This is a genomic window from Microvirga sp. 2MCAF35 (genome assembly GCF_052115545.1).
GTDB lineage: Bacteria > Pseudomonadota > Alphaproteobacteria > Rhizobiales > Beijerinckiaceae > Microvirga.
Genome location: NZ_JBFRGW010000017.1, coordinates 69,097 through 84,582 on the forward strand (window position 1 = coordinate 69,097; position 15,486 = coordinate 84,582).

A 15,486-nucleotide genomic window follows, 5' to 3' on the forward strand; every position below is an offset into this window, starting at 1 on the left:
GGGCATGACCGAGGTCCTTTTCTACCATCTCCAGCATCAGCCGCTCGAGGCCGTGCTGCCCACGCTCCTGCAGAAGACTCTGGAGCGGGGCTGGCGCGCGGTGGTGCAGGTGGTGAGCGAGGAACGCATGTCCGCGCTCGACGATCACCTCTGGACCTTCACCGATGAAAGCTTTCTGCCGCATGGAACGGACCGCGAGGCCCATGCGGCGGACCAGCCGGTCCTCATCACCCTGTCGGGCGAAAATCCCAACGGTGCCTCGATCCGTTTCCTCGTGGAAGGCGCGGATCTGCCGAGCGACATCACGGCTTACGAGCGGCTGGCGATCCTGTTCGACGGCAACGACATCCAGGCCCTCGCCGTCGCCCGCGACCAATGGCGCGCGGTGAAGGAAGGAAGCCACGCGGCGACCTACTGGCAGCAGGACGAGCATGGACGCTGGCAGCGCAAGGCGTAAGGGCATTCGAGCTTTCGCAAAAGGCGAGTGACGAGCTTGAATATCTTTTTGAAATGAAGTTATGTTTCATGAGATGTTTCTTGCACCAGGAAGGCAGTCGTGATCGCCGTTCTACGCCTCTTTATCGTTGCTGTGCTTGTTGTGATTGCGCAGACTGGAAGCGTGCAAGCTCAAAATCAAAATTTGATTGTTAATCGGACGCCGTTTTCTCAAAGCTACACAACACACCATGTACTTGATCTTCCTGAGCGGAAAATAAAGTTTACCGCGACGGCAGAGAATCTCGTTTTTACGGAATCGAGAGGGTTCCCGCGCGCTGAGATCGCTTATGTTGCCTATACTAAAGACGGCTCTGATCCAGCCACGCGTCCCGTTGCCTTTATTGTGAATGGCGGACCTGGCGCATCCGCTGCCTATCTGAACCTTTTGGCAATCGGTCCTTGGCGGACCTCCTTGGGAGGGGCACGCACCTCAAACAGTCTTTCGACGCTACAGCCAAATGCTGAAACTTGGCTCGATTTTACGGACCTCGTCTTCATCGACCCGCCCGGCACAGGCTACAGTCGTGTAACCGGCGGCGAGAGGATGCGGCAACATTTTCATTCGGTTGGCGGCGATATCGACGGTCTTGCAAGCTTCATCCATAGATGGATGGTAGAAACAGAGCGTCAGCAATCACCAATATATTTCGTAGGGGCAAGTTACGGTGGCTTTCGCGCGCCGCTCTTGGCGCGCAAAATTCAGAAAGAAAGGCCGAAAGGATTCAGTGGCCTAGTTCTCGTTTCTCCAGCTCTTGATTTCGACCTTTTGCCTTTCGGTCGCGCAATCCGACATCCATGGATCAGCGCATCGATCCTTCCGAGTGTCGCTGCAATATGGGCAGAGCGAAACTCGTCCTTTACGCCTGAGCTTTTGCAGAAAGCCGAAACTTATGCTTCAGGCGAATACATCTCAGATTTGTTGCGAGGGGTAGAAGATACGCTGGCGATTGATCGTATCGCTCACGAAGTCGAAAAGCTGACAGGGATTCAGCCGAGTTTGACAAAGATTTCGAAGGGCCGCGTCGACGTGCCAGCTTTTATACGAACGCTGGCGCGACTTCCTGCTCCGAATTTGGGGTCCTACAATGTCTATGACGAGCGGAGAACCGTTGAGTATTCAGAGGATTATGATCTTGAGTATCTGACTAGGATTATTTCTGGAGAGATGGACTTATATTTCAAGAATATGCTGAAATTCCAGACGGCCGAAAAATACAAGGTCATAGATCCGGAATTAAACAAAACCTGGATATGGAACAACAGTCGTTATGGTGTCGAGTCGCTTTCAAGTCTTGAGCAAGCGCTTAACCACGACAGAGAGATGAGAGTTCTGATTGCCCATGGTACAAGCGATCTGACAACGCCATACTTTGCAACAAAGATGCTTGCGGCGCAGATGGAGATAAAGGAGACAGACCGGTTGGACTTCAAGCTTTATGGCGGCAACCACTTATTCTATACGCGAGAAGCTTCGCGAAGAGGCCTGCGCAACGATGTCAGAGCTTTCTTTCAACATGAGCAGAACACACAGGCTTCAGGTCATCGATAGGATCGCATTTGCGAGTGCCTGAACACAAACTCGTCATTGCCCCGGAGCTTGCAACAGAAGGGATGCTCTCCAGTTTCAGGAAGGCCAAAAGGATCTTCCGATGACCCGAGCGACGCGTCTTCCTGTCTATGCAGCCCTTGTCCTGTCCCTTGCCCTTCCCCTCGCGGTGGGTGCGCAGGAGCAGGCGGGCAGTCGGGAGCAGCAGGCGCAGGGCCAGCAGCAGGAGGCACGCCGGCCCCAGGCCCAGGCGAGGAGCACGCAGGCTCTGCCGCCGGAATCGGTGACCCGCCACAGCCTGCAGCTTCCGGGCCGGACCCTGTCCTTCACCGCCACGGCGGGCAACCTCACCCTGACGGACCAGCAGGGCGCCCCCCAGGCCGAGATCGGCTTCGTGTCTTATACGCGGGACGATGCCGATGCGGGGACGCGGCCGGTGACATTTGCCGTGAACGGGGGGCCTGGCGCCTCATCGGCCTATCTGCATCTTCTTGCCATCGGGCCCTGGCTGCTGCCGCTCGACGGGCCGACGATCAGCCCCTCGGCTCCGACGGCGCTCGTGCCCAACGCCGAAACCTGGCTCGATTTCACGGATCTCGTGTTCATCGACCCGCCCGGCACGGGCTACAGCCGCGTGGTCGGGGGCGATCAGGTGCGGGATCGGTTCTATTCCGTGCAGGGCGATATCGACGGCCTCGCGGCATTCGTCATGCGCTGGCTCAAGGAGAAGAACCGGCTCACCTCGCCGAAATTCTTCGTCGGCGAGAGTTATGGCGGTTTCCGTGGCCCGCTCCTGGCCCAGAAGCTGCAGAGCGACCAGGGCATCGGTTTCAGCGGACTCGTTCTCGTCTCGCCGGTCTTCGATTTCGACTGGCTCGAGCAGGGAACCGCAGGCGCTCCCTGGACCAACGCCGCACTCCTACCGTCCCTGGCCGCAACGAAGCTCTCCCATGTAGGGCCGGTGTCGCGAGATGCATTGAAGGACGCGGAAAACTATGCGTCGGGAGAGTATCTCGTCGATCTCATGCGCGGCCTGCAGGACAAGGAGGCCGTGGACCGGATCAGCCGCCGCGTGGCGGAGTTCAGCGGGCTCGATCACGAACTGACGCGCCGCCTCGCGGGGCGCATCGACATGCGCACCGTTCAAAGAGAACTCCGGCGCGGAGCCGCCGAGATCGTCAGCGCCTACGACACCAATGCGGCCGCTGCCGATCCCAATCCGACGTCCCAGTCTTCGCGCTTCGAGGATCCGGTGCTCGGCGCGATGACGGCGCCGCTGACGAGCGCGATCATCCATCATCTGACCGACACGCTGAACTACAAGGCCGAGGGGCGCTACAACCTGCTGAACGGATCTGTCACCGGCGCGTGGCGCTGGGGCAGCGGCCGCAACGGGCCGGAAAACCTCGACGAGTTGCGTCAGGCTCTTGCCCTCGACGGGAAGCTGCGCGTGCTCGTCACCCACGGCTTCACCGATCTGGTGACGCCCTACTATGCTTCCCAGCTCCTCCTGAACCAGCTCCCCGATCTCGGGCCCCAGAGGCGTGTGGCTTTGAGTGTTTACGACGGCGGCCACATGTTTTATTCGCGGGAGGCGTCGCGGCGGGCCTTCAGGGGCGACGTGCAGCGGCTCTTCGAACAGGCCCTGCAGGCAAGGGCGGCGGATAACGGGGATTGATGGTGATGCGTGTAAAGGTTCTCTCGGGAGTCGCGTTCGCGGCGTTGGTTCTGGCGGGCTGCACCAGCACAACCAGTGCGCCGCCTGTTTCGGCTCCGGTCGTGGCACCGGCTCCTGCGCCCTCGGCGTCCTTGGGCCCCGCGATCAGCGGGCCCGTGCTCGGGCCGGACGGCCAGTGCACCGTCAGGGCCTGGGGAACGGCTACCGCCATCGAGCCCGGCATCACGGAATGCGATCTCGTGCGCCTGAAGGGCAAGCCCGCGACCGATGTGCTCGTCGGCGAGAGCGGCAAGGGACAGCGCGAGGTGCAGGTGCTCTATTCCGAGCCCGGCGGGCGCGAGCTCTATTTCTTCGTCAACAACAAGCTCGATCGGGTGGTGAAGCCGTAGGGGCGGAGCATGGCCAGATCTGCCGGTCGCATTTTCGCTGCTGCCGGCCTGGTCTTTTTGCCTGCCAAGAGCCTGGCCCAGGACCTGACGCGTAGCGATACTTCCTGGAGCCGCTATCGCAACGCGCGCTTCGGGACGTCCGTCGACGTGCCGGGGATTTTCACGATGGTAGAGCCCGCGCCGGCGAATGGCGACGGGCGCACGTTCAAATCCGCCGATGGGGCGGAGCTTCGCGTCTTCGGAAGCCATGGTGCCACGACGGTCACGGTGAATTTCGCCGCATATCGGAAGTGGTTGCTAGACAGTCTACAGAAGGATGGCGTGGCCATCGCTTACAAGGCGCAAGGTAAGGAATGGTTCGTCGCCTCCGGCACCAGAGGCGCCGATATCATTTATGTAAAGGCCACCGAAGGCTGCGGCGCCACCCATGAGATCCGCGTGACGTATCCGATTGCCGGCAGACAGGCCTACGACCCTTTGATCGGGCGTCTGGCGCGCTCGCTCGGATGTCTGCCGTAGAGGCGAGGACCGCATTTCGCGCGCCGATCAACCGATGAGGACAGCGGTCCATCCGAGCATTGCGATGCCGCATAACAGCCCGATCCACCGGAAGGTTCGCGCCCATTTGTCGTTGGCCGGATTGCTGATAGCCGGTCCGGGAAAGTCGTCTTGGTCCTCATCCATGGCAGGTTCTTCGTTTCCTCCGATTTTTGCGGGAAGACAATCTCAAACGCAGGAAAGAGTCGAGCCTTATTCGGTCATAGCTCCCATAATTCACCAGGTCTCTCGCACGGGCAGATGCGAACACACCTGTGTGCATGCCGAGATTTCAGGGGTCGGCCGGCCTTGCAGGCCTTCTGTGGCATCCGGTGTCGGCACATGCGCAATCGTAGAGATGCCTGATATCGTCGAGACTGCGGATGGCGGGGCCCGCCTGCCTTTGAATCACGGCGCTCAATTGCCTGAACTTGTCGTCGGACCAGTCCTCGATCACCACTGCAACGGCTTTCCTGAGAGGAAGGGTCGCGACCTTCACCGGCATGAGACCGGCATTGCGCATCGGCCTGCCGATGGCAAACAGATCGACGATCTCTTCAAGATCATGATCGACGGTCAATGTCCTCTCCATCCGGACCGATTCAGCGTGTCCGACGGCAGAGGAATGTCGCAGCCGGGGGCAGGAGGATTCAAATGTCCAAAGGAGTTAAGCAACAGCCATCATGGACGAGGGGAGCGCTGGATCACGCCTGGAGGATCGCTTCACCGCCACACGGACGGAAACGAGACCGGAGGGTCGTTGTCGTTGCCGGGTTCGACCTCCCTGGCCCGGAACGGGGCGAGCGGCACGAGCGCCCGTGAGAAGAGCCGCACCGTGCAATAGGACATGAGCTGGTTCATCGCAGCCTCCATCAAAGGCAGCCGAACGCTACCTCACGGATGGTCGGACGTATGTGCTGTGCCGCACTCAATACTTACCTAGCTGCATGTTGTGCGAGGCAAGGCGCGCGCCTCAAATGCAGGCGGATCTTCGGTCTTCCCTGCGAGCGAAGCCCGTTGTCGTTGACGGCGAGCGCCGAACTCTCCGTCAGATGGGCCAGCGGCAGGAGGCCTTCGGCGAACACCCTGTCGGTACAGGCGGAAATGTGGATTCTCATCTGTCAGCCTCCCCATAAGGCAAGTTCGAGAATACGTTCCTGCTGCGATTCTGCGTGGGCCCCGAGTAGGTAACCCGGGGCCTCCGGGGGAGTAGATACGAGGGAGTAGGAACCGGGCACTGCATTGGCGCGTCCGGTTTGCGGTCGAGGGACCGCTGTCCCATGCCGTCCGTCAGTAGACGTATCGGCGGACGGGGCGATCGTAGCCCTCGTCGTATTCCCTGAAATCGCGATCATAACCGCGCGGTGGCCCGCGATGGCCTTCGCCGCGCCACCGCTCGTCCCTGTCGTATCGGCGGGCGACATAGGCGCAGCGCTTGGGCGTGCCCGGAGCCGGATCGCCGAAGATGCTGTTGGAGCAGGCTGTGCCGCCCCTTCCGACGAAGATCTCCGCGCTCCGCCCCGGAACGCCGTAAATGACGCGCGTGGGGTAGGGGACGCGGCAGAATCCACCCTCCCGCGAGCAGGGCACCAATCCTTGCGCCTGCACGTCCGCAGGCGATCCAAGGAACGCACCGGTGGCAATCACGGCTGTCGCCAATACCGCACGAAGCATGTCTCGTTCTCCATGGTGAGAACGCCAAGCTACAGCCCAGATCGTTAAATATATTATAATGTATCATAAAAGCGATGCGCCTTGCGCGGACCGTGATCCTGCGGCTCCTGTCCCGCCACCCCGATCCCGCCGTTGCAGCCGAAGAAGAGCGTCACCGCCGCCGCTCCTGCGCCTGGATCGCCCGGTAGCGGTCGTGCCAGAACTCCCGGTATTCCTGCATCTGCCCGCCCACGCCCACCACGAAGGCCCGGCGGTCCTCCAGATAGCAGGGCGGCCCGTAGCCGCCCTGGCACGCGCCCCGGCGCCGGCACCGGCTCCTGCGGCAGGTGACCGGCATCTGCAGCACGTCGGCGAGGCGGAGCAGGGTATCGTCGCAATCGGGCAGCTCGGACAGGAGGGGATGAAAGCGTGTCATGGAATGATCTTTCGGCAATCGGACGGGAGATGAAAAGGGAAGGCATGGGCCTTCGTCTCCGGGCTGCGAGAGCCCGGAGTTTGAAGGCAATCGAGGGTGGCGCGATGGCAGCCCGGCTCGATGTCTAAGGATGTTGGTGAGAGCCGAACTGCTCGTCACGCACGGTTCTTTTAGGCGTTTCGACTTGGCAGCCCACGGGCACCAAGGGCCTCCTGCCGCAGGCCGGTCCGACGGCATTGAGGTGAGAGCTCTGGTCTCATGTCAACACCGGGCTTGTCTCGGTGATCCCGATGACCTGAAGCGCCGCGCTCTTCCGGATCGGGATGGCCGGCACAAGGCCGGCCATGACGTGGTGAGTGTCATCCCCGGCGAGCCCAAAAGCGAGGGAAGGGGATCCACGATCAAGCGCCGAGCGATGGCTTTCCTTCCCTTCCGCTACGCGTCTCTCCTGGAGTGACACTCCCAACATCATCACCGGCCTCGTGCCGGTGATCTCGACTGCACGAAGCGCAGCGCTTTTCCTTATCGAGATGGCCGGCACAAGGCCGGCCATGACGGGGAGGTGTTGTATTCGGGAGGAGGCGTCGGCGGAAAAACCTCTGATGTGCCTTCGCATTCTTTGACGGCGCACCCGGATCGACGTCACCGAAAATACCCTAGACCCCCGCTTCCTCGATCTCGCTGCTGAGCATGAGCCACTCCTCTTCCAGGGTGCTCAAGGTGGTAGCGGCATCCGCTCGCATCTTCGACAGGTCGGCGGCTTTGGCCGCATCCTTGAGGAAGGCCGTACCGTCGGCGAGGGCGGCATCGACCTTGCTGATCACGTCGGTGAGCTTCGCCATCCTGCCCTCAAGCGCCTCCAGCTTCTTGCGCAGGGGGGCGAGCGCTGCCCGGCGCTCGGCGGCGGCGCGGCGCTCGTCCGTCTTGGAGGCGGTCGGCGCCTGCGGTTTGTCGGAGCGCTTCTGCGGATCGAGATCGCCGGACAGCACCAGCTGGCGGTAATCGTCCATGTCGCCGTCGAAGGGCTTCACGCCGCCGTTGCCGACGATCCAGAGCCGGTCGGCGCAGGCTTCGATCAGGAAGCGGTCGTGGCTCACCAGGATGACGGCGCCCGTATAATCGTTGATCGCCTCCATCAGGGCCGTGCGGCTGTCGATGTCGAGATGGTTCGTCGGCTCGTCGAGGATGAGCAGGTGAGGGCCGTCGAAGGCCGCCAATCCCATCAGCAGGCGCGCCTTCTCGCCACCCGAAAGGGCGGAGACCGGCGTGTCCGCCTTCGCGCCCGGAAAGCCGATCTGCGCCGTGCGGGCGCGGATCCTGGCGATGGGTGTGTCGGGCATGCGCTCGGCCACGTGGTCATAGGCCGTTGCCTTGGGGTTCAGCTCGTCGAGCTGGTGCTGGGCGAAATAGGCGACGTCCATGCGCGTGGGCGTGCGCATCTCCCCCTTCATGGGCGCGAGCCTGCCGCCGATGAGCTTGCAGAAGGTTGACTTGCCGTTGCCGTTCGAGCCCAGGAGCGCAATCCGGTCGTCGGGCGCGATGGTGAGGTTCAGGCGGTCGAGGACGATCCGCTCCCCATACCCTACGGCGCCACCCTCGACGGTGATCAGCGGCGGCGCGGCGGGGCGCTCCGGACCCGGCAGGTTGAAGGGCAGCACATCGTCTTCCACGATGGTCGCGATGGGCTCCAGCTTGGCGAGCCGCTTGACGCGGGACTGCGCCTGCCGGGCCTTCGAGGCCTTGGCCTTGAAGCGGTCCACGAAGGCCTGGAGATGCTTGCGCTCCGCCTCCTGCTTGGCCGCCATCTTGGCGGTCAGCTCGCGCTTGTCCGCATATTGCTTGGCGAAGGAGGTATAGCCCCCGCGATAGATCGTGAGCTTGCCCCGGTCGAGATGGAGGATGTGGTTGACACAGGCATCGAGCAGTTCCCGGTCGTGGCTGATGACCAGCACCGTGTGCGGGTAGCGCCCGAGATAATCGTAGAGCCAGAGCGTGCCTTCGAGATCGAGATAGTTGGTCGGCTCGTCGAGGAGCAGCAGGTCCGGTTCGGTGAAGAGCACGGCGGCAAGCGCCACGCGCATGCGCCAGCCGCCCGAGAAATCCGCGCAGGGCCGTTGTTGAGCCTCCGCGTCGAAGCCGAGGCCGTGCAGGATCGCGGCCGCCCTCGCGGGGGCGGAATGGGCCCCGATATCGGTGAGCCGCGTCTCGATCTCGGCCCGGCGGATGCCGTCCGCATGCTCCGCCTCTGCGATCAGGGCGCTGCGTTCCTTGTCGGCCGCGAGCACCACGTCGATCAGGGATTCGGGGCCGCCCGGCGCCTCCTGGGCCACGGCGCCGATCTTCATGCCGCGGGGCAGGGTGACGCTGCCGCTCTCGGTGGCGAGTTCGCCCTGGATGATCTTGAACAGGGTTGTCTTGCCCGCGCCGTTGCGTCCGACCAGCCCCACCTTCGCGCCGGTGGGCAGGTTGAAGGAGGCGCGGTCGAGGATCAGCCGGTCGCCGATACGGTAGGTCAGGTCGTTGACGTGAAGCATGCGGTCTTTTGGCGTGGGATATCGGCGCTGGCAAGGTCTTTGGTCCGGGGCACCTAGCCTGAATTGCCAGTGACAACATCGACGAAGGCTGAAAGAGGGAAGGGCACAAGGCCGTACTGGCCATGGGAAATCTGTGCTATAGCCAAGTCTGGTATTCAGGGGGAGTAGACCGATGGCGCGGCTTGCCGGAATCAAGCTGTTCAAGGAGCTCGACATCGACCTCGGGCCGATCGAGGCGCGGGCCAACTGGCGCCGCTTCGATCCGGAGGAGGTCCTGGTCGACTTCGACGAGCCGTCGACGGACGTCTACTTCCTCCTCTCGGGCGAGGTCCGCGTTCTCATGCGCACGGCCTCCGGCAAGGAGGTCATTCTCCACGAGATGAGGCCGGGCGACCTGTTCGGGGAGCTTGCGGCGCTCGACGGGGTTCCGCGCTCGGCCAACGTCACGGCGCTGACCCGCGGCGAGGCCTGCGTGATGCCGGCTTCCGTCTTCAAGGAGCTCCTCTTCGCGCACCAGCCCGTGGCCGAGCGGCTCTTCTGCCTCATGGCGTCCCGCATCCGCGAGCTGAACGCCCGCTTCATGGAGCAGACCGTTCTAGATCTCCGGCACCGGCTCTATTCGGAGCTGCTGCGCCTGTCGACGCCCCGTCAGGACCGGTCGGGGGTGCGTGTCATCACGCCGCCGCCCTTCCACCACATCGTCGCGGCGCGGATCGGCTGCCGCCGCGAGCAGATCACGCGGGAATTCACCATGCTGACCCAGGAAGGGCTGATCGAGCGCACGCGCGGCGCCCTGATCCTGCGGCAGCCCGACGTGCTCAAAGCGCGCGTAGCCGAGGCGATGCAGACGGATCACTAGGCCGGTCCTGCGGTCCGTAGGCTGCGAAGAACACCCGGAGTGCGTTCTCGACGTTCCGCTGGATCTCGTCTTCCGTCGGCGGCCCGCCCACGGAGAAGAGCAGGCGGCGCAGCATGCCGGACACGCACAGGTCGAGGAAATGCTGCGCGGCGACGCCGGAATCCTCCATGGAAAGCCGTCCCGCTTCGACTTGGCTGTCGAAGTAGGCACCGAGGCGGGCAAGACCCTGGCAGGGACCGGCCTCATAGAACGCCTGACCCAGATGGGGGAACTTCTCCGCCGCGCCCATGACCATCCGGATCGAGGAGATGTGCTCGGGCTTCCCCATGCGGCGCAGGTAGCTGAGCCCCAGCGCCCTCAGAACCCCCCGGACATCGGGATCGTTGGGATCCATCTTGAACAGAACCTCGGCCAAGCCACGCTTCTCTTCCGTCGTCAGGGCCGTAAAGAGGCTCTCCTTGCTGTCGAAATACACATAAAGCGTGCCCTTGGAGACGCCGGCCACCTTGGCGATCTCACCCATGCTTGCGCCATCGAAGCCCTGCGCGAGAAAAACCTTACGGGCGCCGTCCAGGATCTGGCGGCGTTTTGCATTCTCTGGGCTCTCGTCGGCAACCGGGGACATCTCCTGCTCCCGGATGAGGTCATGCACGGCGTTCATAGCTCTTATCGGTTCCTTTTGTGTTTCGCCTATTGACCGAACGGTTCGGTCAACTCATATATGGCGGGCTATCGATCGAGATCAAGACTGCAACGATAAGCCCGAACCTTTTCGACACAAGGGCTTTAAGTTGGCTTGCAGAGGTTCACATGGCTTATCGGGAAGAGTTTGAGCAGGGCGCCAAGGAGCGTCCGGAGACCGCGAGGGAAGGGCAGCCCGTTCAGGCTCCCCAGCCGGAGACGGCTGCCCCCGTGGCGGAGCCGCCCAAGGCCAAGAAGAAGGGTTTCGGCAAGAAGCCCGTGATCCTGGCCGTCCTGGCGGCCGCCCTGGGATTCGGCGGCTATGAGGGCTACCATTGGTGGACGGACGGCCGCTTCATGGTCTCGACCGACGACGCCTATGTCCAGGCGGACATCACACTCCTGTCGGCCAAGATCTCCGGCTACGTCGCGTCGGTTGCGGTCACGAACAACCAGAGCGTCAAGGCGGGCGACCTGATCGCCAAGATCGACGACGGCGATTACCGCCTCGCCCTGCAATCGGCCAAGGACAAGCTTGCGACCCAGCAGAGCGCCATCGACCGCATCGGCCGCCAGATCGAGGCCGGTCGCGCCTCCGTGACGCAGGCCGAGGCGCAGGTGGTCAGCGCGCAGGCCGAGGCCGAGCGGGCCGAGGGCGATTACGCCCGCCAGCAGCAGCTCGCCCGGTCGGACTTCACCAGCCGCGCGGCGCTCGAAAATGCCAAGGCGGCACGCGACCGCGCCAATGCCGACGTGAAGAGCGCCCAGGCCGCGGTGGCCGCCGCCCAGGCGAATGTCGAGGTTCTCGCGGCCCAGCGGACCGAAGGCGAGCGTCTCGCCGCCGAGTACCAGACCTCGGTCGACAAGGCCGAGCGCGACCTGTCCTTCACGGAGATCCGTGCGCCGGTCGACGGTGTCATCGGCAACAAGGCCGTCGAGGTCGGCACCTATGTGCAGCCCGGCGCGCGTCTGGCGGCTCTCGTGCCCCTGACCAGCGTCCATGTGGACGCCAACTTCAAGGAGACGCAGCTCTCCTCCCTGAAGCCCGGCCAGACGGTGCATGTGAAGGTCGACGCGTTCCCCGATTCCGACATCGTCGGCAAGGTCGAGAGCGTGTCGCCCGCCTCGGGCGCGGTGTTCAGCCTGCTGCCGCCGGAAAACGCCACCGGAAACTTCACCAAGATCGTTCAGCGCGTGCCCGTCCGCGTCACCGTCAGCCCCGAGGTCGCCCAGCAGGGTCTGCTGCGTCCCGGCCTGTCGGTGGTGGTCGACGTCGACACGCGCACCTCGGCCGCGCCTGAAAAGACGGCCAGCATCAAAGAGTAAACCATCATGGCCGCATCGGCTGCCATTTCACCCAAGCCTCAAGCCATGCCGGTTGCAAATCCTGCGCAGGTGAGCCCGCGCAGGACCTTTGCATTCTTCTGCATGGTCTTCGGCATGTTCATGGCGATCCTGGACATCCAGATCGTGTCGGCCTCGCTTGCCGAGATTCAGGCGGGCCTGTCTGCCTCGTCCGACGAAATCTCCTGGGTCCAGACGAGCTATCTGATCGCCGAAGTGATCATGATCCCGCTCTCGGGAACGCTCTCGCGCGTGCTTTCCACCCGCTGGATGTTCGTCATTTCCGCAGGCGGCTTCACGTTCATGAGCTTCCTGTGCGCGACAGCCTCCAACATCGATCAGATGATCGTCTATCGCGCGTTGCAGGGCTTTATCGGCGGCGGCATGATCCCGACCGTGTTCGCATCGGCCTTCACGGTCTTCCCACCGGAGAAGCGGCCGGTGATTTCGCCGATCATCGGCCTCGTGGCCACACTCGCACCGACCATCGGCCCGACGCTCGGCGGCTACCTCACGGACCTGTTCTCCTGGCACTGGCTGTTCCTCGTGAACATCGTGCCCGGCATCTTCGTGACGGTCTCCACCTATCTCCTGGTCGATTTCGACGAGCCGAATTTGGACCTGTTCAAGTCGTTCGACTGGGCGGGTCTCGGCTTCATGGCGGCTTTCCTCGGCAGCCTCGAATATGTGCTGGAGGAGGGGCCGAACAACGAGTGGTTCCAGGATGAGGTGGTGCTGTTCCTCGCCATCGTCGGCGCCATCGGGGCCATCGGGTTCTTCTACCGCGCCTTCACGGCCAAGCAACCCATCGTCGATCTGCGCGCCTTTGCCGACCGCAACTTCCTGGCGGGCTCGTCCTTCAGCTTCGTCATGGGCATCGGCCTCTATGGCCTGACCTATCTCTATCCGGTCTATCTTGGGCGCGTACGGGGCTATTCGTCCCTGCAGATCGGCGAGACGATGTTCGTGTCGGGCGCGACCATGTTCTTCATGGCGCCGATTGCGGGCATTCTGTCACGCAAGATGGACCCGCGCATCATGATGGGCATCGGCTTCGCGGCCTTCGCCTTCGGCACATGGATGATGAGCGGACTGACCAAGGATTGGGATTTCTGGGAGCTCTTCGTGCCTCAGATCTTCCGGGGCGTCGGCCTCATGATCTGCATGGTGCCGATCAACAACATCGCGCTCGGCACCCTGCCGCCGGAGCGCATCAAGAACGCGTCGGGTCTCTACAACCTCACCCGCAATCTGGGTGGTGCCGTGGGGCTGGCGCTCATCAACACAATTCTCAACAACCGTCTGGATCTGCATCTCCAGCGGCTGCACGAGAGCGTGAACTGGGGACGTTCGACGGCCGTCGAGACGCTGAACTCCATGACCATGAAGTTCCAGTCGTTCGGCATCGACGCGGAAGCGGCGGCGATCAAGAACCTGTCCAACATGGTTCGTCGCGAGGCGATGGTCATGTCCTTCTCGGACGTATTCCTTCTGCTGACGGTGCTGTTCCTCGGCCTGATCCTCGCTCTACCCTTCATCAAGAAGCCGCGCGCCGCTCCCGCAGGCGGTGGGGGTGGACATTAAGGCGACAGTTGTCGGGATGACCGTTCCCGTGTTGTCCCCGGCGCGAAGTGAGGGAAGGGGATCCACCCCACGTGCTGCGTTCGGATGCCCTTCCCCTCCCGGATACTCCGGCCGGGAGGGACATATCCGTGCCTTCGCATCGTACGTCGTCACCTCCCCGGACTTGATCAGGGGATCAGTGCCGGTGATCTCGATCGTGAAAGGCGCGGAGCTCTACAAAAATAGCTGTCTCACGTCGGAATGGCAGCCAGCCGAAGGCCGAGCGACTTCATTACCTTGACGACGGTCGCAAGCTCCGGGTTTCCTTCTGCGCTGAGAGATCGATAAAGGCTCTCGCGAGACAGGCCCGTGTCCCTCGCGAGTTGGCTCATCCCCTTTGCCCTTGCTATGTCGCCAAGGGCTGCGGAAATCAGGGCAGGATCGCCATCCTCAAGGGCAGCGTCGAGATAGGCTGCCATGGCTTCTTCGCTGTCGAGATGCTCGGCTGGATCCCAGGGTTTAGTTTCGAGAGGCATGGCTCACTCCTTCCACGCATTCGCGAGGGCTTTCGCCTTTTCGATGTCTCGGCTCTGGCTGCTCTTGTCGCCGCCGCAGAGCAGCAGGACCACGACCTGACCAAGTTGGACGAAATAGATTCGATAGCCAGGGCCGTAATCGACCCGCATTTCACTGACGCCTTCGCCTACGGGCTTTACATCGCCGGGGTTGCCCAGAGACAGGCGGCGAATCCGAACATTGATCTTTGCCCGGGCTTTGATGTCCCGAAGGCTGTCGAACCACTTGGCGTACTCGGCCGTCTGGCGAACCTCGATCATGATGGAATGTAGCTTATAAGTTACAATCCATCAAGCCTTAGGATTAGCAAGCGTCCAGCTTAGGAACCATGCTTTACTTAGAGCGTCTAACAAAACTGGATTAAGAGCGTTGGTATGGCATGGCCAAACCTCTTGTTTCCGACGCCCTGTGGGCGGTGATCGAACCTCTCCTTCCCCCTGAGCCTCCCAAGCCTAAGGGTGGACGGCCGCGGCTGAGTGACAGGGCAGCCCTGACTGGCATCTTGTTCGTGTTACGCTCCGGCACGCCGTGGGAGTTGCTGCCCCAGGAGATGGGCTGCGGCTCGGGGATGACGTGCTGGCGGCGCTTGCGCGATTGGCAGCAGGCCGGTGTCTGGCACAAGCTTCAGCAGGTTCTGCTTGACCGGCTCGGCCGCCGCAATGCCATCGACTTCAGCCGGGCTGCTTTGGACAGTGCGGCCGTTGCGGCCAAAAAGGGGGCGCGGCGACCGGCCCGAACCCGACAGACCGTGGCAAAGCCGGCTCGAAGCGCCACGTCCTCACGGATGCGAACGGCATCCCGCTTGCGCTGAGCCTCACCGGCGCCAACGTGCATGACAGTCGCATGCTGGAGCCGCTCGTCGATGCCGTCCCGCCCATCCGGCAGAGTTGGGGGCCGCCGCGCAAGCGTCCCACCAAGCTGCACGCGGACAAGGCGTATGATCACCGTCGCTGTCGGCAAGCTCTGAGCCAACGGCACATTCAACCGCGGATCGCCAGACGGGGTGTCGAGAGCAGCGCGAAGCTGGGTCGTCACCGTTGGGTCGTGGAGCGCACATTGGCTTGGTATGGACAGTTTCGCCGCCTTGCTATCCGCTATGAGCGCAGGGCCGACATCCACACGGCCTTTCTGACGCTCGCCTCAGCCCTCATCACTTGGCGCTTCGTCCAGAGATGGTTTTGTTAGGTGCTCT

The 15,486-nt window shown here is 62.7% G+C and carries 17 protein-coding genes; 9 read left to right on the forward strand and 8 right to left on the reverse strand.

The features are described from left to right. Positions 1 to 4: 4 nt before the first annotated feature. The 5 genes from AB4097_RS10975 (at position 5) to AB4097_RS10995 (ending at position 4,630) form a co-directional block, all read left to right on the forward strand. Positions 5 to 457 carry a DNA polymerase III subunit chi gene (locus tag AB4097_RS10975; protein WP_442039360.1) on the forward strand — a complete coding sequence of 151 codons (453 nt, stop codon included), beginning with the start codon at positions 5 to 7 and terminating at the stop codon, positions 455 to 457. A 99-nt stretch (positions 458 to 556) separates the two neighbouring features. Continuing rightward, positions 557 to 2,047 carry a S10 family serine carboxypeptidase-like protein gene (locus AB4097_RS10980; protein WP_442039362.1) on the forward strand — a complete coding sequence of 497 codons (1,491 nt, stop codon included), beginning with the start codon at positions 557 to 559 and terminating at the stop codon, positions 2,045 to 2,047. Positions 2,048 to 2,147: 100 nt separating this feature from the next. Then, the gene (locus AB4097_RS10985; RefSeq protein WP_442039364.1) at positions 2,148 to 3,722 is read left to right on the forward strand and encodes a S10 family peptidase; all 1,575 of its coding nucleotides are present in this window, start codon (positions 2,148 to 2,150) and stop codon (positions 3,720 to 3,722) included. Then, positions 3,722 to 4,111 carry a hypothetical protein gene (locus AB4097_RS10990; protein WP_442039366.1) on the forward strand — a complete coding sequence of 130 codons (390 nt, stop codon included), beginning with the start codon at positions 3,722 to 3,724 and terminating at the stop codon, positions 4,109 to 4,111. Before AB4097_RS10985 ends, AB4097_RS10990 begins: the two co-directional genes overlap by 1 nt. A gap of 9 nt (positions 4,112 to 4,120) precedes the next feature. Next, positions 4,121 to 4,630, forward strand: coding sequence for a hypothetical protein (locus AB4097_RS10995; RefSeq protein ID WP_442039368.1), 510 nt, complete (start codon positions 4,121 to 4,123; stop codon positions 4,628 to 4,630). 310 nt (positions 4,631 to 4,940) lie between these two features. Here AB4097_RS10995 and AB4097_RS11000 read toward each other — a convergent pair whose 3' ends face one another. The 5 genes from AB4097_RS11000 to AB4097_RS11020 form a co-directional block, all read right to left on the reverse strand. Next, positions 4,941 to 5,228, reverse strand: a complete 288-nt coding sequence (locus AB4097_RS11000) for a hypothetical protein (RefSeq protein ID WP_442039370.1) — start codon at positions 5,226 to 5,228, stop codon at positions 4,941 to 4,943. Between the two features lie 143 nt (positions 5,229 to 5,371). After that, complete coding sequence (locus AB4097_RS11005; protein WP_442039372.1) at positions 5,372 to 5,509, reverse strand: hypothetical protein; 138 nt, start codon at positions 5,507 to 5,509, stop codon at positions 5,372 to 5,374. Positions 5,510 to 5,938: 429 nt separating this feature from the next. After that, entirely contained in the window at positions 5,939 to 6,322 is a 384-nt protein-coding gene (locus AB4097_RS11010; protein ID WP_442039374.1) for a hypothetical protein, read from the reverse strand. A gap of 151 nt (positions 6,323 to 6,473) precedes the next feature. Further along, the gene (locus AB4097_RS11015; protein ID WP_442039376.1) at positions 6,474 to 6,737 is read right to left on the reverse strand and encodes a hypothetical protein; all 264 of its coding nucleotides are present in this window, start codon (positions 6,735 to 6,737) and stop codon (positions 6,474 to 6,476) included. Positions 6,738 to 7,393: 656 nt separating this feature from the next. Further along, positions 7,394 to 9,271, reverse strand: coding sequence for an ABC-F family ATP-binding cassette domain-containing protein (locus tag AB4097_RS11020; protein ID WP_442039378.1), 1,878 nt, complete (start codon positions 9,269 to 9,271; stop codon positions 7,394 to 7,396). Between the two features lie 172 nt (positions 9,272 to 9,443). Between AB4097_RS11020 and AB4097_RS11025 the strand changes: the two genes are divergently transcribed. Further along, entirely contained in the window at positions 9,444 to 10,130 is a 687-nt protein-coding gene (locus AB4097_RS11025; RefSeq protein WP_442039380.1) for a Crp/Fnr family transcriptional regulator, read from the forward strand. Here AB4097_RS11025 and AB4097_RS11030 read toward each other — a convergent pair. After that, on the reverse strand, positions 10,090 to 10,755 hold the full coding sequence (locus AB4097_RS11030) for a TetR/AcrR family transcriptional regulator (protein ID WP_442039387.1): 666 nt from the start codon (positions 10,753 to 10,755) through the stop codon (positions 10,090 to 10,092). The two genes, AB4097_RS11025 and AB4097_RS11030, sit on opposite strands and share 41 nt — an antisense overlap. A 185-nt stretch (positions 10,756 to 10,940) precedes the next feature. On the opposite strand from AB4097_RS11030, the gene AB4097_RS11035 reads away from it, so the two are divergent. Continuing rightward, positions 10,941 to 12,137, forward strand: coding sequence for an HlyD family secretion protein (locus AB4097_RS11035; protein ID WP_442039391.1), 1,197 nt, complete (start codon positions 10,941 to 10,943; stop codon positions 12,135 to 12,137). Between the two features lie 6 nt (positions 12,138 to 12,143). Continuing rightward, the gene (locus tag AB4097_RS11040) at positions 12,144 to 13,739 is read left to right on the forward strand and encodes a DHA2 family efflux MFS transporter permease subunit (RefSeq protein ID WP_442039393.1); all 1,596 of its coding nucleotides are present in this window, start codon (positions 12,144 to 12,146) and stop codon (positions 13,737 to 13,739) included. A 230-nt stretch (positions 13,740 to 13,969) separates the two neighbouring features. Here the strand turns inward: AB4097_RS11040 and AB4097_RS11045 are convergent, their stop codons facing one another. After that, positions 13,970 to 14,254 carry an addiction module antidote protein gene (locus AB4097_RS11045; RefSeq protein ID WP_442039395.1) on the reverse strand — a complete coding sequence of 95 codons (285 nt, stop codon included), beginning with the start codon at positions 14,252 to 14,254 and terminating at the stop codon, positions 13,970 to 13,972. A 3-nt stretch (positions 14,255 to 14,257) separates the two neighbouring features. Next, the gene (locus AB4097_RS11050) at positions 14,258 to 14,554 is read right to left on the reverse strand and encodes a type II toxin-antitoxin system RelE/ParE family toxin (protein ID WP_442039397.1); all 297 of its coding nucleotides are present in this window, start codon (positions 14,552 to 14,554) and stop codon (positions 14,258 to 14,260) included. A gap of 119 nt (positions 14,555 to 14,673) precedes the next feature. Between AB4097_RS11050 and AB4097_RS11055 the strand changes: the two genes are divergently transcribed. Further along, positions 14,674 to 15,479 (forward strand): IS5 family transposase gene (locus tag AB4097_RS11055; RefSeq protein ID WP_442039399.1). Its coding sequence is split into 2 segments (ribosomal slippage): positions 14,674 to 15,004 and positions 15,004 to 15,479, totalling 807 coding nucleotides; the frame shifts between segments, so codons are not numbered across the junction. The last annotated feature ends 7 nt before the right edge of the window (positions 15,480 to 15,486 follow it).

What these genes read in the sequence shown, in the direction of transcription:
- AB4097_RS11050 (WP_442039397.1), bottom strand. Translation starts at nt 14,554, where the DNA reads ATGATCGAGGTTCGCCAGACGGCCGAGTACGCCAAGTGGTTCGACAGC.
- AB4097_RS11035 (WP_442039391.1), top strand. Translation starts at nt 10,941, where the DNA reads ATGGCTTATCGGGAAGAGTTTGAGCAGGGCGCCAAGGAGCGTCCGGAG.
- AB4097_RS11045 (WP_442039395.1), bottom strand. Translation starts at nt 14,254, where the DNA reads ATGCCTCTCGAAACTAAACCCTGGGATCCAGCCGAGCATCTCGACAGC.
- AB4097_RS11025 (WP_442039380.1), top strand. Translation starts at nt 9,444, where the DNA reads ATGGCGCGGCTTGCCGGAATCAAGCTGTTCAAGGAGCTCGACATCGAC.
- AB4097_RS11010 (WP_442039374.1), bottom strand. Translation starts at nt 6,322, where the DNA reads ATGCTTCGTGCGGTATTGGCGACAGCCGTGATTGCCACCGGTGCGTTC.
- AB4097_RS11040 (WP_442039393.1), top strand. Translation starts at nt 12,144, where the DNA reads ATGGCCGCATCGGCTGCCATTTCACCCAAGCCTCAAGCCATGCCGGTT.
- AB4097_RS11020 (WP_442039378.1), bottom strand. Translation starts at nt 9,271, where the DNA reads ATGCTTCACGTCAACGACCTGACCTACCGTATCGGCGACCGGCTGATC.
- AB4097_RS10975 (WP_442039360.1), top strand. Translation starts at nt 5, where the DNA reads ATGACCGAGGTCCTTTTCTACCATCTCCAGCATCAGCCGCTCGAGGCC.
- AB4097_RS11030 (WP_442039387.1), bottom strand. Translation starts at nt 10,755, where the DNA reads ATGTCCCCGGTTGCCGACGAGAGCCCAGAGAATGCAAAACGCCGCCAG.
- AB4097_RS10995 (WP_442039368.1), top strand. Translation starts at nt 4,121, where the DNA reads ATGGCCAGATCTGCCGGTCGCATTTTCGCTGCTGCCGGCCTGGTCTTT.
- AB4097_RS11005 (WP_442039372.1), bottom strand. Translation starts at nt 5,509, where the DNA reads ATGAACCAGCTCATGTCCTATTGCACGGTGCGGCTCTTCTCACGGGCG.
- AB4097_RS11015 (WP_442039376.1), bottom strand. Translation starts at nt 6,737, where the DNA reads ATGACACGCTTTCATCCCCTCCTGTCCGAGCTGCCCGATTGCGACGAT.
- AB4097_RS10985 (WP_442039364.1), top strand. Translation starts at nt 2,148, where the DNA reads ATGACCCGAGCGACGCGTCTTCCTGTCTATGCAGCCCTTGTCCTGTCC.
- AB4097_RS10990 (WP_442039366.1), top strand. Translation starts at nt 3,722, where the DNA reads ATGGTGATGCGTGTAAAGGTTCTCTCGGGAGTCGCGTTCGCGGCGTTG.